The organism is Vibrio sp. 10N.247.311.12 (assembly GCF_041467515.1).
Lineage (GTDB): Bacteria > Pseudomonadota > Gammaproteobacteria > Enterobacterales > Vibrionaceae > Vibrio > Vibrio crassostreae_C.
In genome coordinates, this window is sequence record NZ_JBFSUV010000049.1 from 20,902 (window position 1) to 44,216 (window position 23,315).

14 protein-coding genes and 1 pseudogene are annotated in these 23,315 nt (G+C 46.1%); 6 read left to right on the top strand and 9 right to left on the bottom strand.

Going from position 1 to position 23,315, the window contains the following annotated elements; genetic code table 11:
* The first annotated feature begins 5 nt into the window (after positions 1-5).
* The 4 genes from AB6E30_RS18880 (at position 6) to AB6E30_RS18895 (ending at position 6,342) form a co-directional block, all read left to right on the top strand.
* The gene (locus tag AB6E30_RS18880) at positions 6-1,325 is read left to right on the top strand and encodes a cell wall metabolism sensor histidine kinase WalK (RefSeq protein ID WP_102333556.1); all 1,320 of its coding nucleotides are present in this window, start codon (positions 6-8) and stop codon (positions 1,323-1,325) included.
* A gap of 99 nt (positions 1,326-1,424) precedes the next feature.
* On the top strand, positions 1,425-1,700 hold the full coding sequence (locus AB6E30_RS18885; RefSeq protein WP_017065177.1) for a hypothetical protein: 276 nt from the start codon (positions 1,425-1,427) through the stop codon (positions 1,698-1,700).
* A gap of 572 nt (positions 1,701-2,272) precedes the next feature.
* Positions 2,273-4,642, top strand: a complete 2,370-nt coding sequence (locus tag AB6E30_RS18890) for a M4 family metallopeptidase (RefSeq protein WP_372104861.1) — start codon at positions 2,273-2,275, stop codon at positions 4,640-4,642.
* A gap of 143 nt (positions 4,643-4,785) precedes the next feature.
* A complete protein-coding gene (locus AB6E30_RS18895; protein WP_372104863.1) occupies positions 4,786-6,342 on the top strand; it encodes a M28 family metallopeptidase in 1,557 nt (518 codons plus the stop codon).
* 143 nt (positions 6,343-6,485) lie between these two features.
* On the opposite strand, the gene lhgO is transcribed toward AB6E30_RS18895, so the two are convergent.
* From lhgO to AB6E30_RS18915, 4 genes are all read right to left on the bottom strand, one after another.
* Positions 6,486-7,700: an L-2-hydroxyglutarate oxidase gene (gene lhgO / locus AB6E30_RS18900; protein ID WP_372104865.1), complete on the bottom strand. Its 1,215-nt coding sequence runs from the start codon at positions 7,698-7,700 to the stop codon at positions 6,486-6,488.
* A gap of 26 nt (positions 7,701-7,726) precedes the next feature.
* A complete protein-coding gene (locus AB6E30_RS18905) occupies positions 7,727-9,904 on the bottom strand; it encodes a TRAP transporter permease (protein WP_017061065.1) in 2,178 nt (725 codons plus the stop codon).
* A gap of 184 nt (positions 9,905-10,088) precedes the next feature.
* Positions 10,089-11,102: a TAXI family TRAP transporter solute-binding subunit gene (locus tag AB6E30_RS18910; RefSeq protein WP_371720787.1), complete on the bottom strand. Its 1,014-nt coding sequence runs from the start codon at positions 11,100-11,102 to the stop codon at positions 10,089-10,091.
* A 317-nt stretch (positions 11,103-11,419) separates the two neighbouring features.
* A complete protein-coding gene (locus tag AB6E30_RS18915) occupies positions 11,420-12,760 on the bottom strand; it encodes a sigma-54 dependent transcriptional regulator (RefSeq protein WP_102321268.1) in 1,341 nt (446 codons plus the stop codon).
* A 230-nt stretch (positions 12,761-12,990) separates the two neighbouring features.
* Here AB6E30_RS18915 and AB6E30_RS18920 point away from each other — a divergent pair, with 230 nt between their 5' ends.
* The gene (locus AB6E30_RS18920; protein ID WP_372104867.1) at positions 12,991-15,054 is read left to right on the top strand and encodes an ATP-binding protein; all 2,064 of its coding nucleotides are present in this window, start codon (positions 12,991-12,993) and stop codon (positions 15,052-15,054) included.
* 119 nt (positions 15,055-15,173) lie between these two features.
* On the opposite strand, the gene AB6E30_RS18925 is transcribed toward AB6E30_RS18920, so the two are convergent.
* The 4 genes and pseudogenes from AB6E30_RS18925 to AB6E30_RS18940 form a co-directional block, all read right to left on the bottom strand.
* The gene (locus tag AB6E30_RS18925; RefSeq protein ID WP_372104869.1) at positions 15,174-17,624 is read right to left on the bottom strand and encodes a family 20 glycosylhydrolase; all 2,451 of its coding nucleotides are present in this window, start codon (positions 17,622-17,624) and stop codon (positions 15,174-15,176) included.
* A gap of 141 nt (positions 17,625-17,765) precedes the next feature.
* Positions 17,766-18,395: a bifunctional 4-hydroxy-2-oxoglutarate aldolase/2-dehydro-3-deoxy-phosphogluconate aldolase gene (locus AB6E30_RS18930; protein ID WP_372051376.1), complete on the bottom strand. Its 630-nt coding sequence runs from the start codon at positions 18,393-18,395 to the stop codon at positions 17,766-17,768.
* Between the two features lie 20 nt (positions 18,396-18,415).
* Complete coding sequence (locus tag AB6E30_RS18935; protein ID WP_372104871.1) at positions 18,416-19,363, bottom strand: sugar kinase; 948 nt, start codon at positions 19,361-19,363, stop codon at positions 18,416-18,418.
* A 90-nt stretch (positions 19,364-19,453) separates the two neighbouring features.
* Positions 19,454-20,773 (bottom strand): annotated as a pseudogene (locus AB6E30_RS18940) (sodium:solute symporter family protein); the annotation flags it as partial.
* Between the two features lie 79 nt (positions 20,774-20,852).
* Here AB6E30_RS18940 and AB6E30_RS18945 point away from each other — a divergent pair.
* Positions 20,853-21,761: an IS5 family transposase gene (locus AB6E30_RS18945; RefSeq protein ID WP_372104872.1), complete on the top strand. Its 909-nt coding sequence runs from the start codon at positions 20,853-20,855 to the stop codon at positions 21,759-21,761.
* A 249-nt stretch (positions 21,762-22,010) separates the two neighbouring features.
* Here AB6E30_RS18945 and AB6E30_RS18950 read toward each other — a convergent pair whose 3' ends face one another.
* Positions 22,011-23,039 (bottom strand): IS110 family transposase, encoded by a 1,029-nt coding sequence (locus tag AB6E30_RS18950; RefSeq protein WP_017065108.1) that lies wholly within the window; start codon positions 23,037-23,039, stop codon positions 22,011-22,013.
* Positions 23,040-23,315 lie beyond the last annotated feature (276 nt).

A 23,315-nucleotide genomic window follows, 5' to 3' on the forward strand; every position in this document is an offset into this window, starting at 1 on the left:
CGATTATGCGACGTATCTTTTTGGAGTCCTTAATAGGGCTGTTAGTTTGCTTTATGGCCGGCCTTGTCGCCTACGAGATTAGCGTCTATCAGCTCAATACCGACTACGAATACGTACTGGAAGATTACGAAGCGGCTGCCCACCAGCAATTGATCGAGAACATCGCTAAAAATCAAGGCCTTGAAGCGGCTCATCAAGCGATAAACCAGTTTGTAGAAACCACACGAAATAAATTGGTTACATTCAGCCCAGACGATGAAATACCCAGCCCCGTTTCAGAGTTCTTCAGCACGAATCCGAATACCTTTGTTTTTCACGATGATGAACGGGACCTATGGTTTCGCTTAGCAAGCAGTGACAATACCTATCACTACCTCCCCAACAGTGAAGCGTTCGTTAGGCAAAAAATAGAGTTGGAGGATGACCTCATTTGGTTGTTCTTTTTAGCGAGCTTTATCTTATATGGGTTATGTCATCTATTTATTATCTTCCGCCGAGTTAAAAAGCTTGAGGCTGCCACTCTGCGTTTTGCGGAGGGCGATCTCTCGACACGAGCCGAGACTTCAAGTGGTATTGCGATTGGTTCACTGAACAAATCCTTCAACCTAATGGCCGACCGAATTCATCGCTTGGTAGAAAGTAATCGCTCACTCACTAATGCTGTCGCTCATGAACTGCGCACGCCAATATTCCGTATTCAGTGGCAAGCTGAAATGTTGAAAGACACCCAGCTAAACGCAGAGCAAGAAAGCACGATTGAGAGTATTGTCGAAGACACGGAAGAGATGGAAAAGATGGTCGATGAACTATTGTATTACGCCAAACTCGATAGCACTGACCTAGAAAACTTAAAAAAGCCATTAGAGATTCGAGACTTTCTCGACCACGCAATGGCGCGTTGGAACAAAGACACTCAGCTCAACATCGACCTATCGCTACCAGAGCAACCTAGCTCAATAATGGCGGATGAAACGCTATTTAACCGAGCACTAGATAACCTAGTGCGTAACGCAATGAAATTCGCACGCTCACAAGTGTCGATTGCAGCGACCGTGCATCAAGATCAGCTACAGATTGCGGTACACGATGACGGTGATGGTGTGGCTCAAGAACATCAAGCTCGCCTGTTCGAACCCTTTTACGTTGGCGACAAAGCGCGTAACAAAGCCAAGAGCGGCCATGGTTTAGGGCTGTCTATCGTCGAGAAGATCTGTGCTCAACACGGCGCTACCGTGGAGGTAGGTCAGAGCCAAGCCTTAAAGGGTGCGGTATTCACCATTACCATTCAGCTGTGTAATGATTCAGCTGACAAACCCATACAGTAACTACAAAACACCTCTGGAATAATGTTCAACATCGGTCGGGAGATGCTGTCTCCCATGAACTTATTGAATCTAAATTCCAATCTTTCTTAAGGTGTTTGTATGAAAAAGTTATTAGTTGTTTTAGGCATTGTTTCTCTAGCGGGTTGTTCTGGTATTAGCCACAACGAAGAAGTTTACACAGCGCACGCTGAAAGCTTCAACATTGTCGGTTTCCAAGTGCCAGGTAATACTCAAGACCGCGCAATGGAATTAGTACCTGAAGGTGCAACCGTTGATACGATTCGCTCAACAAACTCTGATACGAGCTCTGTTCTGGGTATTATCAACCGTATTATCGGTATCGACTACGTACAAGTTGGCGGTAAAAAGCAGTAATTCGCTATAGTGACGTTAGCCACGTACCATAATTAAGTGTCGCAGTTGCCTACCTATATTCAGTAGCCTGCACAAACTAAGTTAATCTAAGCCAGTGACCCGTCGCTGGCTTTTTTCATCCAGCAGATTTTGTGCTCTGTGCCAAACAAGTGCCCGATTCCCCTTCCCTCTTTTAACTAACAATTCGAAAAATAAGCCGAAAAGTCTTCGATTTCTTATCAAAATTGCCCCTAAATTCGCTAAATGGCCTTCTGTTTAAAGTGACACTTTCAAATCGTTGATCCTTCTATCAACCCAGAATCCGTTAATTGAGGCACAGATCAATTTACTCGAAAATCTTAATTTCCAAGAGAAATAAACACTTAATAAAAGTGTCACGATTTTATAAATAAACATATAGGTGCGTTCAAAAATAAACAGAAATGATAACTATCTGTAAATACGAGAAATATAAGTTTCATGAATAAAAGAGATCATTGCCATGCTACTAATTAATCAGATCGAATGATGTAAATTCGCTGTGATTAATTTGTTACGTTTTCTTGGATTTTACATGGAAAGAGAAAACAACAATGAAAATAAGAAAACGTTTAGTTGCCGTTGCTATAGCCAGTGCTATGTCTTTGTCAGTGCATGCAAGTGAATCCGTTCAAATCGATCAACCGATCAACTTTACTAGCTTCTCTGGGTTAAACGCTCAGTTAGGAGTCAGTAACGCCTCTAGCTTCAAGATGGTGAAAGAAGTAAACCTGAAAAAGCGTGGTATCTATAAAGTTAAGATCCAGCAGAACATCTGGGGAACACCGGTATGGGGACATTACCTAAATGCCACCCAAAGTGTCCAAGGTGGCGCACTTAAGTCCGTTCAAGGTCGCTACCTTAAAACAACGACCTTAGAGCGATCTTTTGTTAAGCCATCAATCAACAGCGCTCAAGCGGTTGAACTCGCAAGTAAAGATCTAAAGACTCAAGGCTTAACCAGCAAATCTCTAGACAACGTTCAACATCAGCTATTTATCTATCAAGGCTCTGTGAAGCAAGGCATCGGACAGCAAAGCGTAGATAAAACACGACTAGTGTACGTTGTCTCTTACCTAGTAGAAGGCAGTGAACAGCCGACTCGACCGTTCACCATGCTAGACGCGCACACAGGCGAAGTCATCGACCGCTGGGAAGGTATTGCCCATGCTCAGATCGGTACTGGCCCTGGCGGCAACGAAAAAACCGGCATGTACGAATACGGCACCGACTACCACTACCTTGATGTTCAAGAAGTGGGCACAGAGTGTGTAATGGAGTCTGAAAATGTCGTTACCGTTGACCTTAATGGCGCGACCGACGGCGACACCACTTACAGCTATGAATGTCCTCGTAACGAATATAAAGCCGTGAACGGCGCATTCTCACCACTCAACGATGCCCATTACTTTGGCAACATCGTGTTCGATATGTATAAAAACTGGTTCGACACAGCGCCACTCTCCTTCAAGCTCATGATGCGTGTTCACTACGGTGAAAACTACGAGAATGCATTTTGGGACGGCAGAGCCATGACGTTTGGTGATGGTGAAAGCTTCTTTTACCCGCTTGTTAGCCTAGATGTATCAGCCCATGAAGTGAGCCACGGTTTCACTGAGCAAAACTCAGGTTTGATATACGCAAACCAATCCGGCGGTATGAACGAAGCATTCTCGGACATGGCGGGTGAAGCGGCTGAATACTACATGAAAGGCACCAACGACTGGATGGTCGGACGCAATATCTTTAAAGGCGAAGGTGCACTGCGTTACATGGACGATCCATCACGCGATGGCTCTTCAATCAACAATGCATCCGAGTACTACGATGGCTTAAACGTGCACTACAGCTCTGGCGTGTTCAACAAGGCGTTCTACCATCTTGCAACCACACAAGGTTGGGATACCAAGAAAGCGTTCGAACTGTTCGTGTTAGCCAACCAGATCTACTGGTCTGAAAACAGCGACTTCTGGCAGGGTGCTTGTGGCGTGAAAAACTCAGCAACCGACCTTGGCTACAGTGCCGATGATGTTGTTTCTGCGTTTAACTTAGTGGGTGTGTCACCGTGTGGCGAACCACCACTTCCACCAGAACCGGAATACCAACGCCTTGAAAATGGTGTCGAAGCCGCAGTTGCTGGTGAAACAGGTTCGAAAACTTACTTTGATATCGAAGTACCATCAGGTCAAGAGAAGCTGACGATTGATCTTGCTGTGTCTACTGGTGATCCGGATATGTATGTTGGTCTAGATTATGCGCCAAGCTCTCAAGAGAATATCTGTAAGAGTGAAAGCGTAACCGATGAAGTATGTGTAATTGAAAACCCAACAGCTGGTCGCTACACGGTGAACATTCTGGGTTACTCAGATTACGCAGGTGCAAATCTGAAAGCATCGTACGGATCAGGCAATGCTAACGTACCGCCCGTCTCTTCTTTCGAACACACGATTGTCGGTAAAGAAGTAGAGCTGCGTAGCACAAGTTCGGACAGCGATGGCCAGATCGTCTCTTACCAATGGAACCTAGGCGATGGCAACACGCAAACCGGTGAAGTGACTCGTTATACCTACGCTGAAGCTGGCGACTACGTGGTAACTCTAACCGTGACTGACGATGCAGGCGTTGCAACATCAACCAGAAAGTCGATCACGATTGAAGGTGACTCAGCAGAAGGCTTCCCGCTAAAACTGAAGTTTGGTAACAAAAACCCGAACGGCAAAGCTCGCGTTAAGCTGGCATGGGATTACGACACCAACGACTACTTCGTGATTAAGCGCAATGGCAAGAATGTTGGTGCAACAGACTTCAACTCATACGTCGACAAGTTCCGTCACAACGGCACAGTAGATGTTGAGTACCAAGTGTGTACCTCAAGCGATATCTGTTCAGAAACCAAGCACTACCGTTTCATTAAAACACAGTAATCAATAGCAAATTCAGGGCTCCGAAAGGGGCCCTTTTCGCGGTTAACTGTTCAGCAAATGAAACATCTACACAAATACATCCACGTATTACACAAAAATCACCCCCATCAACATAACAATACTCACCATAAAAAGGACGACAAATGGCTATTCAAAAAAGCATGCTAGCTTTGGCTGTACTCGGAGGTTCTTTAGCCTTAATCAACAGTACTTCGGCTTACGCATCACTAGGCATCACACCACCAGCGAACGAAGAAGTTTGGATCACCACCGATGCTGACGCACAGCATATTATGACTCAACATGGCGCAACGGTTTACCCAGGCGTGACAGGAAACAAGCATTCCATCGTCGCGAAAATCAACCAGAAAGAGCTGGCGAAACTATCTAGTCACATGCACGAAGAAACCCACCGTTGTGGTGGCTACATGGTGCACGAAGACAAAGCAAGCGCACTCAAAGCCGCAGCGATGCCACTGACAATGAGCACCTTCGAAAAGCCGGTGATCAGCCATCAAGATACGGTGAACGATCTACTCGCTCAGGTCGAGTCGAACAACATGGTCACGACCATTGAAAATCTAACCAACTTCACCAACCGTTTTTATACTACTTCTACTGGTGTCGCTGCTTCAGATTGGCTTTTAGAACGTTGGGAAACCGAGATTAAAGATGTGCCGTATGCGTCTGCACGCCAAATCACACATGCTGAATATCCGCAAAAATCTGTTGAAGTGACACTGCTTGGCGCGAAATATCCTGCAGAGATCGTCGTGGTTGGCGGACACCTTGATTCAACGGTTGGTTCTTGGACAAGCGAAGGCACCATCTCACCAGGAGCCGATGATGATGCGTCAGGCATTGCAACGGTAACAGAGTCGCTTCGCCTGATGATCGCCAGTGGTATTCAGCCAGACAAGACCATTAAATTTTATGGTTATGCAGCCGAAGAAGTGGGATTGAGAGGCTCACAAGATGTCGCCAACGCTTTAAGAGATGAGCAAGCCAACGTTGTATCGGTATTGCAATTAGACATGACCAACTACAACGGTTCAGCGCACGATATCACCTTCATCACAGACTACACCGACAGCAACCTCACCGCCTATTTAAGCGAGCTGATCGACACTTACGCGAGCGACATCAGTTACGGTTTCGATGATTGTGGCTATGCCTGTTCTGACCACGCCTCTTGGCACAATGTTGGCTACCCAGCTGCCATGCCATTCGAAAGCATGTTCAATGATTACAACCCAAGTATTCACACTGAGCACGACACGCTTGATAACTCCGATCCTACGGCGACACACGCGACCAAGTTCGCCAAACTAGCCATTGCTTACCTTGTCGAAACCAGCCTTGATTCACCCGTTGCAGGCCCTAAAGAGCTGCAAAATGGCGTGCCTGTTAAAGGACTTACTGCAGGATATGGTGAAGAGCAGTTCTTCACATTTACGACTCAAAGTGCAGGTCAGTTAACGGTAACATTAACCGGCCCTCGAAGTGGCGATGCCGACTTATATGTGAAACACAACGGCACCGTATCGAAAGCGAACTACGACTGCCGCCCATACCAGAACAGCAGCAACGAACAGTGTGTATTGAACAAGCCAGCGGGTGAATTCAGCATCATGGTGCGCGGTTACCGTAACTTTAGTGATGTCACCATCGTCGCTAACTTCGTTCCTGATTGGCTTTAAGGTTGGTTAATTGACTAACAATTAAACCTAGCAAACACGGCTAAAACTAAAAATCCGCAAGCCCACGATCATAAATAGATTGGAGCTTGCGGATTTTTTATTGTCTTCGGAGAGCATCTCAACTTAATAACCTTTAGTTATCATCAAGCCGTCTTTTTCATTACCTTGCCACAGATGTACTCACCAATCGGCATTGCAGAGGTCGCAGCCGGTGATGGCGCGTTACATACATGTAAGCTTCTTGGGCTTTCGGCAAACAGGAAATCATGGACCAAGGTGCCATCTTTCAGTACCGCTTGAGCACGAATCCCAGCAGGATAAGGCTTAAAATCATCAACCGTAATACTCGGGCAGTATTTGTTCACTAGCTTTAGATATCCCGGTTTCCACCACGAGTTCTTAAACTCGACCAAACCCGTTTTCAAGTGATTCGCAGTCACTTTCCAAAAACCCGCAAAGCTCAGCATCTGCCAAGTGTCCTTGAAGCTAAAGTTAAGCTTGCCATAACCTTCTCGCTTCCAGCCTTGAACTGCATTTGGCCCTACTGTTACGGAGCCATCAATCATGCGTGTTAAATGCACGCCCAAGAAAGGCAGTTCTGGGTCAGGGATCGGATAGATAAGATGATTCACCACTTGGTTGTGCTTAGCGTCTAACTGATAATACTCACCGCGATAAGGCACGATTTGGAAGTCGGTTTCGATGTCTAACATCTTGGTCATTCTATCGGCCATCAAGCCAGAACACGTGATCAAGAATCGACTGTTCAGTTGAAGAGTCTGACCATCTACTTTGCACGTTAACTGCACTTCATCTTCTTGCTCATCGGCCATGATCACTTCCGTACCAAGGCTAAGCTTACCACCCGCCTCAACAAACTCTTGAGCCATCACTTCGGTGACTTTTTTGTAGTCGACGATACTGGTGGTTTTGACATAAATCGCACCCAAACCCGTGATATTTGGCTCGGCAAGTTTGAGCTGAGCTTGATCCAACAAATCAACATCAATATCGTTATCGTGGCAACGCTGATAGAGCGCATTCATTCGCTCCACTTCTTGCTCATTGGTCGCGACCAACAACTTACCGCAGTTTTCGACGGGGATATCGTGTTGGCTACAAAAGGCGATGGTGCGCTCTACGCCGCGTTTACAAAAATCCGCCTTTAAACTGCCCGGAGCGTAGTAAACACCAGCATGAATCACCCCGCTATTATGGCCAGTTTGGTGCTGCGCGAAACCACGTTCCTTCTCGACTAAAAGGATACTTTTATCAAGGTGAGCTTGCTGTAATTGCCAAGCCGTCGACACGCCAACAATGCCGCCACCAACGATAATATAGTCGTATATTGAGTTCATAATATTCCTACATTCAATCCTTTTAATTATAGGGAAGACGCGACAGTGTTAGACCCGGTTTGAGGTAACTTTTTTTCCTCACTTTCTGATTCCATTTTCACTTGATTAGCATCGTATTTACGACCGCTGTAGATAAATATGCCAACAAAAATGGCAACACATACCAAACGGATCACGACTGAAACATCAGGCCATACTAGAGCTATACCTACCGCAACCAACGCTACTCGAGTAATAATATTAACTTCGCTCTCTAGATAACCTTCAATCGCCGCGATAAACGCGTAAGTACCAATAACAGCAAAGCCACCCGTGACTAACACGGAGATCACATCCCAACTTACCAAGTTAGTGTAGGCAATCAACAATGGTACTAAATACAAGCCTTTGGCTATCTTCCATGCCATTAATCCCGTTCTCATCGGGGGTGTTTTAGCAATGGTTGCAGCCGCAAATGCAGTTAAACAAACAGGCGGAGTCACGTTGCTGTCTTGCGATAGCCAGAAAATGATCAAGTGGGCAGAAAGCAGTGCAAGGCTGATCGCTTCTAAGCCAAGGCTCTGTTCAAGCAGAGTTTCCACAAAATCAGCAGGGACTAACGCAATCATCTCTTTGGCTGTTTCAAGTGCCATTGGCGCGTTCAGCAAATCAAGCTTATCTGGCGCAGCCAACATGAAGATAGCTTTCGCCTGTTCCGGTAACTGTCCCGAAACCAACAGGTCGAGCAACTGACTTTCAGCAATCAGTTTATACAAAGCTGGTGCAGACAGAGTACCCAACACGATATAAGCCGCGGTTACTGGTAACCCCATGCCCAGAATCAAAGACGCCAGTGCAATTAAGGCGATCATCACCAACAAATCGCCGTTCGCCCAGCTATTGATCATCAACGAGAAGGTGTTACCAATACCAGTCGTGCTGATCACGTTGATCACCAGACCAATGCCCACTAGCAACACAGCCGTGGTCGCCATGTTTTTTGCGCCTTGAGAAAGCGCTTCGATGATCGCCTTTGGACCCATTTTGTGATTTTTAGAGAACCATGAAGCCACCACGACAGACAGAATCGAGATGCCCGCAGCGTAAGTCGGCGTAAAGCCCTTCACCAACAGAGTCACTAACACCGCTAATGGGATCAGGTTGTGCCAACCCGACAGCAATACTTTCAATAGAGGCTCACAGCCAGAAGTCACCTTTTGCACACCACTGCGTTTTGCTTCGATGCGCACGAAGAATGCCACAGACAAAAAGTAGATAAGCGCAGGAACGAAGGAAACCGCAATAATATCGACATAAGGAATTTGCGTGTAAGAGGCCATGATGAACGCGCCCGCACCCATCACAGGTGGCATCAGCTGCCCGCCAGTAGATGCAGCCGCTTCAACACCTGCCGCGAAGCGCGAAGGGAAACCTGCCTTTTGCATCAAGGGAATACTGATCACGCCCGTCGATACTGTGTTTGCTACGCTCGACCCGGAGACTGAGCCCATCAAGCCGGAGCCAATAACGGCAATGAAACCAGGGCCACCAATCACTTTGCCCGCCGCGGCACGGGATACATCAATAATGTAGTCGCCGACACCAGATCGAACTAAAAATGCGCCAAATAAGATGAACATGAACACGAAGGTCCAACTGATTCTTGAGATCGAACCAAACATCCCTTCTGATGAATAAAAGCTTCGATAAAGTAACGTCTCAAGGCTTAAACCCGGAAAATGAAAAATACCGCTGGTCCATTGTCCCCAAAGCACTACATAGCTTAAACACACTAAGATAAGCACTGGAATGAACCAGCCCATAGTGCGTCTAATCAGCTCGATGACGATGGCAATCGCCAAGATAGAGAAAAACCAATCACTGGCGATAAATTTTACGCCTCGGTCATAAAGGGCGTCTTCTGCGAAGGGGATATAGATAAGACAAGCCAGAGCCGCCAAGGCAATTCCGATGTCGACAGCCAGCGCTATCTTGCTATTTTTCAGCGAGATATGAGCGGGATACCAGAGTGCACAAATGATCGCAAAGCCAGCGAAGTGGGTCGCCGAGATCCAAAGCTCAGGCAAGGTAGATAAGGTGTTAAACCAAATGTGTAACAACGAGAGGAGCACTCCCATTGTCGTTATTGCTTTGCCCACCCACGGAAAATCCGTTCGGGTCGGCAGTTCAAATTTTTTCAGTTCCTGCTGCAGCGAATCGCTCATAGAAAACTCCTGCTCTCCGCAGCAAACACGAAGAGAAAATCCATAAAGTGAGGAGGTGCACGAACACATTCTTGAGCGAACGTGCACCAAGCAATTAAGTCACGAAGGGGTTAGTTGATGACAAACAGCTAGTTCGCGACAAATCATTAGCTCACGAACCAATAGTTACCTGACAACAGATAAGCTAGTTAACGATCAACTCAGAAGGGATCTCGATGCCCATCTCTCGATAATAACGAGCAGCGCCTGGGTGAAGAGGAACAGGCAGACCTGCGATCCCTTTCTCGAGTGCCATTGCTTTGGTTGCTTTATGGATACCTTGTAGGAAAGGTAGGTTTTCATAGATAGCTTTGGTTAGTTGGTACACATCTTCTTCAGAAATGTCTTCACGAACCGCTAGGAAGTTAGGTTGGGCAATCGTAGTAATTGGTTTATCGACACCTGGATAAGTGTTTGCTGGGATCTCATACTTGGTCCAAATATTGTAATCACCATTCGCTTGTTTGATTTGTGCATCGGTAAACGACAAGATTTGAATATCTTCACCCAGTGCTGCAAAGGCTTGCGTCACCGCACCAACAGGAACACCAGCAGGCGTGTTCATACCATCAATTGTGCCATTTTGTAATGCGCTCGCACTGCCACCATAACCCATAAAGGCGAGTTTAAATTGTTCTGGGTCCACGGATAAGCCTTGCATGATTTGACGACCTGAGTTTTCAGTCCCAGAGTTCTTCTTACCGATAGAGAATTTCTTACCGTTTAGGTTCTCTAGATCGCTTACCGTACCTGTTTTTGCTAGATCTGAACGCACAATAAAGTGTTCTACGTTTTGCCATAACATGGAAACTGAACGCAGTTGAGTTTGTCTGCCAGATTTCTCATATGGCCCCAAACCCTGCCAAGCCCAAGCACCATACAAACCTTGTAGAATAGCGAACTGAGCTTCGTTCTCGTTCAACAACTTTACGTTCTCACCCGAGCCCGCAGAACTAATAGCCGCCAAAGAAAAGTGCTGCTTAGGCGCAAGCTTAACTTTACTCAATGTCGCTAAGGCCACACCCACTGGATAATAGGTACCACCCGTTGAAGCCGTCGCTAAAATATAGCTGCGATCTTCTTCAGCTGACGCATTACTGATAAGGCCAAGAGAAGCCATTGCTAGCGCTAAAGTTTTAACCAGCTTGTTGTATTTCATTGTTACTCTCCATGTAGGGTTATTCACGTTATATTTTTGTTAACAACAATAGATAGCAAGCGTAATGCCAGTTTTTAACTATTTGTTTTAATTTACTTTTATTTTAAAACCTATTCAAAATAAGCCGTTTTTTGCTTATTCCCCTGTTATTAAGTAAGCCATTTTTGGCTTATCGGCTACCGGAATTAACACCTGTAGATCGGGAAGCAAGTCACACCATGTTGCATTTGTGTGATCAATGTATGTAAATTGATAAATATGCAATGAGCCATTTATTGCTCATTAAAAATCAACAAGCACTGCGATGAAGCCGCTCTCTAAGGGTCAACATAGTCACTTCGATTTAACCCATAACGCACCATCTTTTGGTTCAATGTTCGACGAGGTAAATCCAAATCTTGCATCACGTCATTGATACGCCCTTTATAACGAACTAAGGCATCATGAATCACTTTCCTTTCAAAGCTCTGTACTTGAACCGCCAAAGGGATGCCCGCCGTTGTGGACTCTGTGACAGAATTGGGACGACACGCCAAAATATCCCCAACGGTCAAGCTTTCATCCAATGCAAAACGAATCGCAACATTACGCAGTTCACGCACATTGCCCGGCCACGCATACGAGAGCAGTGCATAGCGATCAGCCTCACTGGCTATACGTGTTTCGGAATTGGCTTCTTGGGTGAAGTGTTCAAACAAAAGTAAGGCATCTTCTTCACGCTCACTGAGTGGAGGCAAATGCAGCTGGGCAACATTCAAACGATAGAATAGATCTTGGCGAAAGTCGGGGTGATTCAGTAGATCGCTTTTCGAGGCAGAGACCACTCGTAGATCAACATGTTGTTGCTGATTCCCCCCCACGCGTTCGACGACATTATCTTGCAAGGTGCGCAGCACTTTTACCTGCATCGACAGCGGCATACTCTCTATTTCATCAAGGAACACTGTGCCTTTGTCGGCAAATTCCAGCTTACCAATGCGTCGTTTGGCCGCACCAGTAAACGCTCCGGCTTCGTGTCCAAACAGCTCGCTTTCAAAGAGATTTTCTGGGATTGCGCCACAGTTGAGCGGAACAAACGGATGGGTTTTACGTTGGCTGAATTCATGTAAGCAAGAGGCGACCAGCTCTTTACCACAACCCGTTTCACCATAGATGATCACGTTGGTGTCTATGGAAGCGACTTTCTGGATTTGCTCGCGCAGTTCACACATCACTTTACTGCGACCGATCAGCACCTGTTCAATGCCCTTAAGGTTATCCAGATAGTTCTGACGACTGTTTCTGTCTTGGCCGCTTTGATGTTTATCTACCGCTTCCGATACCGTTTGAGACAGACGCTCTGGGTCGAATGGCTTCTCAATGAAGTCATAGGCACCTTGCTGTAAGGCTTTCACCGCCATATCGACATCACCATGCCCAGTAATCAAAATAACAGGCACATCTGGCACAAGACCTTTGAAACGCCCTAGCAGATCAACACCATCAATATCAGGTAAACGAACATCGGTGATAATGGTTTGAAAATCACCCTGCTCTACGGCGTTTAACGCATCTTGTCCTACTTCAAATGCGGTGACATCGAAGCCCGCCAGCTGCAACCATTGGCTGGTTGCTTGACGCACAATCGCGTCATCTTCAATTAAAGCAATACGCTGCATAGTTTGGTTCCGCCACTCTACATCTGATTAATATCGTCCACGGTATGTAAAAAAACCTCAGACGAAAAGGAGCTAGCTCCCACTTTGAATAACACTCCTTTAACAGTTTAATAATGTTTGTTAGCTTCGATTTGTCTCACTCTCCATTCGCTTAAAAAGCAAACATAAAACCTTGTCAAACCACTAGCTCAAAGAGGCAAGCCACTAATTTTAAAGGGATTTGATCAGAAATGATGAATAACAATCGATATTGGTTATTCCTGTGTACCTGTTTATTGATTGGTTTGGTGCAGGTCACCACCAAGAATGGCATCAGCCAGTGGAAGCTTGAACAAGCCCAACGCTATGCCGAACAGCGCTTCCTTGGCTACATTGCCGAAGCAAGGCGAACCCTTAAGCGTTTCTATTATCTGCCCTACCTAGTAACCAATGATGAAACCAGTGTGCGCTTCATTGATGGTGAAGCCCGCCTAGAAAAACGCATTAAGAAGCAGCTGATTCAATTGGATAAAGCCGCCAACACCAAGGGCTGGTATCTGCTTTCTGGCGAAGGGGACTTGTTGGTATCGAGTGTTGAAAGAAGCAAACTGAGCAATAAGAACGCCAGTACAATTGTTTCGAAGATCCACCAACAAGGTGGTGCGATTTCAGTGGTGACAAAAAACAAAGGCGTGACACCCGATTACTTCATAGCGGCACCCGTATATCGAGCCTCTGATGTGGTTGGCATTGTCGCGGTGCAAATCGATTTGTCATTGTTAACCGATCAATGGTTTGCCGATGGTGAGGCGATACTGTTTCAGAACCCTCGCGATCAGTTCTTTCTCTCCAGTGACAACAGGTTGAGTGCCGATTGGTTCAATGACACCTTCAATTCTCAGCCCACAGCGACAAAACGTGAGCTGTATGACCAAACCCATATTCGCGTGTGGCGATTGCAAGATAAAGATTACCTAATTCAGTCCATCAAGTTAGACGATCTGAATTGGCGTTTAACCTACCTAACGCCATTAACCAGCCTCAACCAGACCACGAACTGGATCAGCTGGAGTGTGGCGGTTGGCTGTCTTTTCATTCTGTTACTGTTGGTTATTCTTTACCAAAGACGCCAGAAAAAGCTCAGCAATCTGAGAATCCAAAAGCTTATCGAAGAGTCTGAGAAACGACTGTCTGGGATGATCAATAAAACCCATGTTGGGTTAATACTGATCGATAAACACGGACACATTCACGATATCAACCTGATGGCGAAGAACTACTTTTCACTATCTGATTCAATGATCAATAACATCAAGGCGTGGCAGTTATTTGAGGCAGGTAACCCGAATTCAACCACCTTGCAACTGCTCAAAAACTTAGAGCAGCATCAAGAGCTGGCCGAGATAACTAGCGTCGAAACCATGGCAAGACGCAGCGATGGCAGCTACTTCCCTGTTTTATTCTCAATTAGCGCCTTTCCTTGGCATGCGACGACTTACTACCTGTGTACCGTAATCGATATCAGCAAACGTAAGAAAGCCGAAATTGCGGTGCAAAACGCCAATAAAACGCTACAACTGCGGGTCGAAGAGCGAACTCAAGATCTAAAAGATGCGCAGCAAGAACTTGTCGAATCTAGCAAACTGGCTGCACTAGGGCGGATGTCGAGTGCGATTACTCATGAACTCAATCAGCCGCTTACTGGCCTAAAAACCCTACTTTCGAGTAACCAGTTGCTGATGGAAAGAGGCGAGACTAAGATGCTGAAAGCGAACATGGATCTGGTGATGAGCCTAATCGACCGAATGGCTAACATGACTAGCCAGCTGAAGTCGTTCGCCTTCCAAAGACTTGAAAAGCCTTACCCAGTTTCACTGACAGACGCACTGCAAGAAACCCTGCGAATTCATCAAGCCGAACTGGAAAACGTCGATATTCGCGTGCGTGTCGCTTCCAATATTTCGATGGTAATGGGAGAAGAAGCACGACTTCGCCAAGTGCTTGGTAACCTGCTTAGAAACGCCATCGATGCTACTCAGAATCAAACACCCGCGACCATTGTTATCAGTGCACATACCGATCAACAACGTGTGATCATCAAGGTGCAAGACAATGGCTGCGGTGTATCAGAAGACCAACTCGAAACCATTTTCGAACCGTTTCATACCAACAAAAAAATGGGCGAAGGTTTGGGGCTGGGGTTAGCTATTACAGCCAACAATGTACGGGATATGCAAGGCACCTTGATAGCAAAGAACAACCCAGACCAAGGCATGACATTCACATTAACGCTGAAGAATATAGATAGTGAGTAGTTACTAACAAAAAGCATTAAATCGCACCACATAAAGAAGACAGAACTAAAAAACCGCCCACAGAGGGCGGTTTTGATTCACTTATTAGCGTATGACTTATCAGTTAATCAGTTCGCGACTTACTCAGCTAGCTGCTTTAACAGTAACTCAGTCGGGCGAACAATCGCGATGATTGATTCATCATAGATTTTCGCCGAATCAGACAGTATCGCTTGGTAGGCATTCACGTCAGCTTCTCTTACCTTCTCGCCAGCTTGCGCTTTAGCAATCAAAGTTAATGCTAAATCTGCAACTTCAACGGTTTTCTCTGCAACCACCACAGTCTCTACCGAAGACACGTTACCAGCGAAGACAGTTTCCGCCGCTAGTGCAGCTGATTTTGCTTGCTGATAATGCTCTGCAAGTTGCTCTAGCGCCTGCTGATTGCCTGTCGCCACTTCATTGACCAAGTCTTGCATCTCATACACCGCGTAGCTTTCTACTGGCAAAGCATCCACGAAGCGATTTAGGCGCTCGTATTGGCTGTACAAGGTGCCCTTAGGTTCAGTGGAGTTCCACTTTTCCCAGTTGCGAGCATAGTATTGAGCCGGCTCGGTGTATTTCGCTAGCACGCGCAGGTCGTGAATATCTTGGCCTTTGGCAATGCGCTTCAACAACATATCAGCATCTGCGTGATGACGTAGCCCTACCGATACTTCCGACCATGTATCCATTGCTTTCATGCGCTTATACATACTGCGTTCGTCTGTCAGTTCTGCATCCGACCAGAAACGTTCTGCAATTGCATAACTGCGAGGCCATAGGTAGTTTTCGACCGTGAGGCTGTCTTTGTTTTCTAGCCACATGGTGATCTCGCCGCCTAAAATCAGCTCTTTTTCTTTGTCGGTTAGCTCCGCGGGGTAGCCTCCGTTTGGCTCAGGGATCACGCTGCCTTCTACATCACTGCTCGCAATCACTTCGCCTGTGGTTGGCCAGCGCACGTTACCAATTAACTGATAGCTGCCTTCCGCAAACCCATTTGGATTCAAGTTCAGGTTGAATTCGGTATACGACATGAAGTTATTGAAGTGGCCGACAAAGGTTTTGCCCGGCACGTAATCAAGGATGTAGATCTCTTCACGAGACTTGCCGTTGTAATCACTGAATGCGCGGAACGTGCCGTCTTTTGCTTCAATCATGGTCAGTGTTCCCTTACGTGGGCTGCCTTTAGAACGAGGTTTCTGCCATTGGTAAGTCACGAATTTTTCGCCACTGTGCAGCTTATCGTCAACCGTGATGCCGCTTGGCATTGGATCGTTGCGATAATGGTAACTAGTTGGCTGAGGTTGATCTAGGTAGTAACCCGTAGAAAGAATACCTGGGTAGCCCTCTTTCGCTGCACGACCGATACTATCGTGCCCTTGCCAGCTTTGAATCACGATAGAAGTTGGCAGATCTTTATGCCAGATCTCATCCCAACCCGTCATCTTCTTACCGCGCTCTTCGAGCATCTTCTCAACTTTTACATTGAGGTAAGACTGCAGGCCACGCTCACCATCAATATTATTCTCTTCAATGAACTGTTGGTGCTTTTCGCTGTTTTTCCACTGCGCATAGTTCGGCTCATCGCCACCGATGTGGAAATACTCGTCTGGGAACAGCTCGGTCACTTCATCAAATACGTCGCCCAGCATTTCATAGAGCTCTGGATTCAATGGGTCCATTAATGGTTCAAACACGCCCCAACCACGCTCTTGCTCATAGCTTTGACCTTCACCACCCGACATCAGGCGCGGGTAAGCATAAGCAACCGCAGAAGAGTGACCCGGAAGAGACACCTCTGGAATCACACGAATACCAAGATTACGCGCGTATTCCACTAAGTAACGGACTTGGTCTTTGGTGTAGTAGTTACCATCAGCGGTTTCAGACCACAAACGTGGCCATGATTCGGTTTGAATGCGAATACCTTGGTCGTCCCAGAAGTGCCAATGGAAAACGTTCATCTTCGCCGATGCCATCGCATCTAACTGACGAATCAGCACATCGAATTCGATAAAGTGACGAGAGGTATCGTAAGAGACACCACGCCAGCGGAAGCGAGGCTCATCGACAATCGTGACAGCAGGAATGTGGTAGCCAATCGCTGTGGTTTCAACGAGCTGTAAAAGGGTTTCGATGCCGTGAATAGCGCCATATGGGCTTGGTGCGCTCAGCGTGATTTGCTCACCCTGAGTCGTAATTTTGTAAGACTCTACAGAGTCGATGTTCTGTACTTCAGACTTTGGCGCCGCGTCGATATCAATGATCAGGTTCGCTTCGTCTGCGCTATCAACCTGCCAGTTTAGAATCGGCACGCCAGTTTGGCGCTCTAGGCGATCGATAAAGCGTTTCGCGGTGTATTCAACGCGATCAGAGTTAATGCCTTTGATGTAAACCTTGAAGTTACCGTCGACCTTAACTTGCCCAGCTTGCAGCTCGACTGTTTGTGGATACGGCATTAAATTTAGATCGGTATTCGGAGCCATTGCTAACGCCATTGGGGACACTACTGAACTTGAAATCAATAGAGACAATATAGTTTTTTTCATTATTAGTTTTCCTATATAACGGACGTTCTGTTTTGTTTATCGGAGGCGATTCACAAAACAGAACCTTCAGCCACTGCTGTTGTTTATCGTGAGCTCAAAGCCTATCGTCTGTGAAAAACGAATGAGCTCACAAACTTATGATTAGCTAACCAACTCAACCGCTTCACGAACCAACTCCGCGATCTCGTCCCACTGTTCATTCTCGATCATCTTCGGAGATACCATCCAAGTACCGCCACAGCACACCACGCGATCCACGGCTAGGTAGTCATTCACGTTGTGCTTGCCGATACCTCCCGTTGGCATTAAAGACACATCAACGTATGGCGCTAACAGAGATTTCACCATATTGATCCCACCAGACGCTTCTGCTGGGAAGAACTTCAAAAAGTTAAGACCTAGCTCCAACGCTTGCTCTACTTGGCTTGGGTTGTTTACGCCAGGAACGATTGGCATACCGATCTCTTGGCAACGTTTTACTGTGTTGGGATTCAAGCCCGGTGCTACGATGAATTCGCTGCCCGCCTCTTTCGCAAGGTCGATCTGCGCAGGTGTGAGTACTGTACCTGCACCGATACACATCTCTGGGTAGGCATCACGCATCGCACGAATCGAATCCGCTGCCGCTTCGGTACGGAACGTCACTTCTGCTACTGGCAGGCCGTTTTCTACCAACACTTTTGCTAGTGGAATCGCATGTTCCACCTTGTTGATTTGGATAACAGGGATAACTTTGAACTGCTTAAGTGTGTTGATCATTTCTTGAGACATAATAAATTCGCTTTGTTTTTCTATTTTTTAATTAAGTGATTCATAGCGCTTACCGGGATGATCGCGCCTGAGTACTGAATAACGGTAGAAGCCAGTTGGTGGCCAAATTCGGCTGCGTCGGTGGCGCTCTCGCCAGTAAGACGCGCAGCTAAATAACCCGCAGCGAATGAATCGCCCGCAGCGCAGGTGTCGACCACGTTAGAAACACGAGTCGCGGATACATAACTCTCAACAACATCGCCTTGTTCAACTTGAACAATCTTGCATGGCTCACAGCCACGTTTGATGACGATCTCTTGGCAGCCTAAGCGAAGGCAGCGTTGTTGAACGATCTCGCCATTGCCCCAAACCAGCAGGTCGTCGTCTTCGGTAATCAGTGCAATGTCGACCAATGGTAGTAACTTGGCGTACCAATGCTGAGCTTGTTCAGTCGTCCAAAGTTGCGGGCGATAGTTGTTATCAAAAATCAGCTTTCCGCCTTGATTTGAGAACACACCAATGGCTTTCAACAGACGTTCACGTGAGGTGTCATCTAAAATCGCGATACTGATACCGCTGATGTAAACCGCGTCGACTTGTTTCTCTGTCAGCGCGATTTCAAGCTTATTCAGGTCGTCAGTTTGAAAGTAAGATTTTACTGCCGCGTCATTGCGCCAATAGTGGAAATGTCGCTCACCCGTTTCGTCCGTTTCTACCATGTACAAACCGGGCAACTTGTTTGGAATACGTTCAACGAAATTGGTTTGAATGCCTTCTAGTTGCCAGCTATCAATCATGTTTTGAGACAGTTCATCGCTACCCAAACCAGTCGCGTAATGAACAGACAGGTTTTGATGTTGGGTTAAGCGAGAAAGGTAAAGCGCGGTATTGAGCGTGTCACCGCCAAATTTTTTGGTTAATGGAGAGCCGCTTATTTCGACCATACATTCGCCGAAGAAAGCAATATTGAAATGAGAAGATGCAGGCATAGCCGATCCTAAAATAGAGAGATATATGTGGGAGAAGGCCCTGCCACTAAGCAGGACCTGAATTAAGCAAACCAGTTGTGGAGACTAGGTTTAGCTTGTTTGATTTGCAGGACGTTGAGGTGCCGCTTCTTCTTCAAGTACGCCAGTCTCAGACATTTCCATCTCCATCAGAGCACGCTCGTCATCAAGAATCGCTTTTGCCATTTCAGGTGTTACTTGGTTAGCCGGAGTCACTAGGCTCACAACCACACCTGCCGTTAGAGCAAACAGACATGATGGGATTACAGGATTGCCCCAGAAGGCTGTGTAGTCAGCGTTTAGCATTACTACGAATGAAGCTACAGAAGCACCTGCTAGTGTTGCAAGCGCACCTTGCCAGTTGTAGCGTTTCCAGAATTTACCCAACATACCGCACACAAACATGCCCGACATAACCGTTGAAATCATCTTAGTGATGTAGCCAATGATGTCGTTTGACGTCAGTGCGAACAGTAGTGCGAAGCCAATCACCACAACCAAAGCTAGACGAGAGTAGTTCAACATTGATTCTTTGTTTGGTACGCGGCCTGTGAACATCACGTACACGTCACGCAGTAGGATAGATACACCGGCAATCGCATCTGAGCTTGCGCTCGACATGGTTGCAGATAGGCCTGCGATAAGAACAATCATGCCTACGCCAACAGGAAGAACCGTTGCAGCTACGTAAGGGAACGAGTAGTTCGGGTTATCCAATGATGGGTCGATTGCGTGTGCAGCCATACCAATGATTGCTGGAATGATAGAGAAGAAAAGGTACAACACACCAGAAGCAACGAACGAGCGACGGATAGTTGAAACATCTTTACCAGAGTAGATACGCTGACGGAATGAAGGTGTTGCAAGTACACCCACACCGATAACCACAGCCAGAGAAACAGCAGGCAGAATGCCCAGTTTATCGATTGCTAAAAAGCTTGTAGCAGCAGGGTCCATCGCAGCGTAAAGGTTGTCCATGCCACCAATGTGATCAACAGACATTACCGCCATTAGGATGAAGCCAGCAAAAAGGATGATTGCTTGAATCGTATCGGTCCATACAACTGCTGTGTAACCACCGATAACAACGTAGATAGTGAAAGCTGCAGCAATAATAATTTTCGCAAGGTTAAGGTCGATGTCTGCAATCCACGCTAGGTACATGCCGCCACCTAGAATGTGCGCACCTAACCAACCGATTGACGCGATAAAGATAAGTAGGCCAACCACGTTTTTTACGATTCGGTTAGCGCCAACGTAATAAGCCAGCTCTTCACTCATGGTCATGAAGTTCAGTTTACGAACCGGAGCAAACCAAAGTGCAAGCAATAGGATGCCGACAGCACCGCCTATTCCGTACAGAGCACCCGCCCAACCATTTGCGTAGCCGAAGGGCGTTGTTGCCTAAATTAGTTGAACCTTTTCCAAGTCCTGTGATCTGATCATTTGAAACGATTGGAATGGTGGTGATATGGGTAAAGCAAACAAGAAGATAACTAACTGGACGGAGTACAATAAGGCTCTTTGTAAACGTGGTTCGGTTACATTCTGGATAGATGATTCAGCCGTAGATGCATGGCGATGCAAAACTCATCATGGTAAGCGTGGGAGAGGCTTTCAGTACTCTGATACAGCGATTGAAACCGCCTTGATGATTAAGGGCATCTTCTCTCTTCCTTTACGTGCTCTTCAAGGCTTTATCGACTCTATCTTTGAGCTATTAGATGTTCCACTAACGTCCCCTGACTACACCTGTATCAGTAAACGCTCGAAGACAGTTCAGGTCAAATATCGCAATAAATCGAGAGGGGCTATTCGCCATATAGCCATTGATTCTACTGGCCTCAAAGTCTTTGGTGAGGGGGAGTGGAAAGTGAAAAAGCATGGTACAGAAAAACGTAGGACATGGCGCAAACTGCACTTAGCTGTGGATGTGGATACTCACGAAGCGATTAGTGCGGAAGTCAGTCTTGTAAATGTTGGCGATAGTGAAGTGTTACCGACGTTACTCAACCCACTACGTAGAAAGGTCGCTGCCGTATCCGCCGATGGAGCATATGACACAAAAAATTGCCACGAGACTCTGAAAAATAAAGGCTGTACTCCGTTAATACCGCCTCGAAAGAATGCAGCTCTTTGGGAAGACGGTCATCCCAGAAACAAAGCGGTAATGGCTCTGAGAGATGGAACAATATCGGAATGGAAAACAGAGTCTGGTTATCACTATCGTTCAATATCTGAGACTGCTATGTCCCGATATAAAGGACTAACAAGCGATAAATTGAGCTTGAGATGTTACAACGCTCAACTGGGCGAAATCATGGCGAATGTCAAAGCGATTAACAAAGTCATAGGACTAGGTATGCCCGTTAGAAGCTAACGGCTAGCTACATATGGTGTCGTTGATCTTCAAGCTGATTTGATCATATATGGACACTTCCTATTGGCAAGTAGTAAATCTGAAAGTTTTAGGTAAAAGATTGCAGACATATATCCGAGTTCAAGGACTCTTAATGATTTCCGCTGAGCATGCTCTTATCAACAACACGAACTTGAAAGTCCTAAGATCAAATCAGAGTTCCATACTCACGGTCTTACCTGTTTTCTCATTTCCACTTCATGCGCAATTTTAGATAGATAGTAATTCAGGATTATAGTGTTGCTGATTAGCCAATAAAGCCCATGCAATTCGAGCATTCCGATTAGCTAGTGCGACTATTGCAACATTCTTGTGTTTTCGTTTCAGTAAGTCATTCAACCAGCGGTGAGTATAAGTGGTTGGCTGTTGCTTTAAGTGCCCAAGAACAGCTCTTGCACCATGCACTAGTAGTCTTCGTAAATAGCCATCCCCCCGCTTGCTTATACCAAGCAATACTTGTTTGCCACCCGTTGAAAACTGCTTAGGTACAAGTCCAATCCATGCAGATACCTGCCGTCCATTATTAAAAGATGCGGGGTCACCTATACTTGCAACAAGTGCGGTGGCAGTTATAGGGCCAATTCCAGGGATCTCTGCGATTCTTTTAGAATCAACATTCGTACTGTGCCATTGTTCAATTTCTTTTGTTAACGCACTAATTCGTGAAGAAAGCTCATCAATTAGTTCTTTTAAATGAGTAACCACGCAGCGAATCGGTGGCGTCAAATTATTTTCAGCATCCTCTAAAACCAGAGGGAGCTGCTTGTTAAGTGATGCACTTCCTTTAGGAAAGACAAGACCAAACTCAGCCAACAACCCACGTAATTGATTAGTTTGGCCAGTTTTCATTGAAACTAACCTTTCTCTAGCTTTGTGAACAGAAAGGATTGATTGCTGTTCAATCGATTTTATAGGTACGAAACGCATGTTAGGGCGAGTTACCGCTTCACAGATTGCTTCAGCATCAGCGGTATCGTTCTTATTTGATTTCACATAGGGCTTAACAAACTGCGGAGGCATAAGTTTAACGTCATGACCAAATTGCTTGAATACTCTTGCCCAATAATGAGCACTGGAGCAAGCTTCCATACCAACAAGACAAGGAGGCATATTGGTCAACGTTTCGGACAACTTCTTTCTGCTGATATTTTTCTTCAAAAGAACTTTGCCTGATGAATCTACTCCGTGAAGAGCAAAAGAAGATTTAGCTAAGTCGATACCTAAAGTTGCAATGGTCATGGTCTCTTCCTCATTTATGTTACCGACTATAAGTTTAGACGGTGGGTGGAAGTGTCCATATCATTAACAACGCCCACTGAAGTCACAACAAATTCAATACATTCAAGATCGATTTGATGATCAGATTTAGGTGTGATCATATACTGTTTTTTAACAGCAGATATTTAGCCATAATGAATGGATTAAGCCTTTTGGACCATATTTCAGTTATTCGAGACCCTCGCCAAGCTTGGAAAATAGAGCACACGCTAACCGACATTATCTTCTTAACAATTG

Bases quoted from the DNA above. Each gene is read 5' to 3' on its own strand.
- AB6E30_RS18880 (WP_102333556.1), top strand. From the start codon at position 6: ATGCGACGTATCTTTTTGGAGTCCTTAATAGGGCTGTTAGTTTGCTTT.
- AB6E30_RS18910 (WP_371720787.1), bottom strand. From the start codon at position 11,102: ATGAAATACAACAAGCTGGTTAAAACTTTAGCGCTAGCAATGGCTTCT.
- AB6E30_RS18935 (WP_372104871.1), bottom strand. From the start codon at position 19,363: ATGCCTGCATCTTCTCATTTCAATATTGCTTTCTTCGGCGAATGTATG.
- AB6E30_RS18920 (WP_372104867.1), top strand. From the start codon at position 12,991: ATGATGAATAACAATCGATATTGGTTATTCCTGTGTACCTGTTTATTG.
- AB6E30_RS18945 (WP_372104872.1), top strand. From the start codon at position 20,853: ATGGGTAAAGCAAACAAGAAGATAACTAACTGGACGGAGTACAATAAG.
- AB6E30_RS18890 (WP_372104861.1), top strand. From the start codon at position 2,273: ATGAAAATAAGAAAACGTTTAGTTGCCGTTGCTATAGCCAGTGCTATG.
- AB6E30_RS18930 (WP_372051376.1), bottom strand. From the start codon at position 18,395: ATGTCTCAAGAAATGATCAACACACTTAAGCAGTTCAAAGTTATCCCT.
- AB6E30_RS18950 (WP_017065108.1), bottom strand. From the start codon at position 23,039: ATGACCATTGCAACTTTAGGTATCGACTTAGCTAAATCTTCTTTTGCT.
- AB6E30_RS18905 (WP_017061065.1), bottom strand. From the start codon at position 9,904: ATGAGCGATTCGCTGCAGCAGGAACTGAAAAAATTTGAACTGCCGACC.
- lhgO (WP_372104865.1), bottom strand. From the start codon at position 7,700: ATGAACTCAATATACGACTATATTATCGTTGGTGGCGGCATTGTTGGC.
- AB6E30_RS18885 (WP_017065177.1), top strand. From the start codon at position 1,425: ATGAAAAAGTTATTAGTTGTTTTAGGCATTGTTTCTCTAGCGGGTTGT.
- AB6E30_RS18895 (WP_372104863.1), top strand. From the start codon at position 4,786: ATGGCTATTCAAAAAAGCATGCTAGCTTTGGCTGTACTCGGAGGTTCT.
- AB6E30_RS18915 (WP_102321268.1), bottom strand. From the start codon at position 12,760: ATGCAGCGTATTGCTTTAATTGAAGATGACGCGATTGTGCGTCAAGCA.
- AB6E30_RS18925 (WP_372104869.1), bottom strand. From the start codon at position 17,624: ATGAAAAAAACTATATTGTCTCTATTGATTTCAAGTTCAGTAGTGTCC.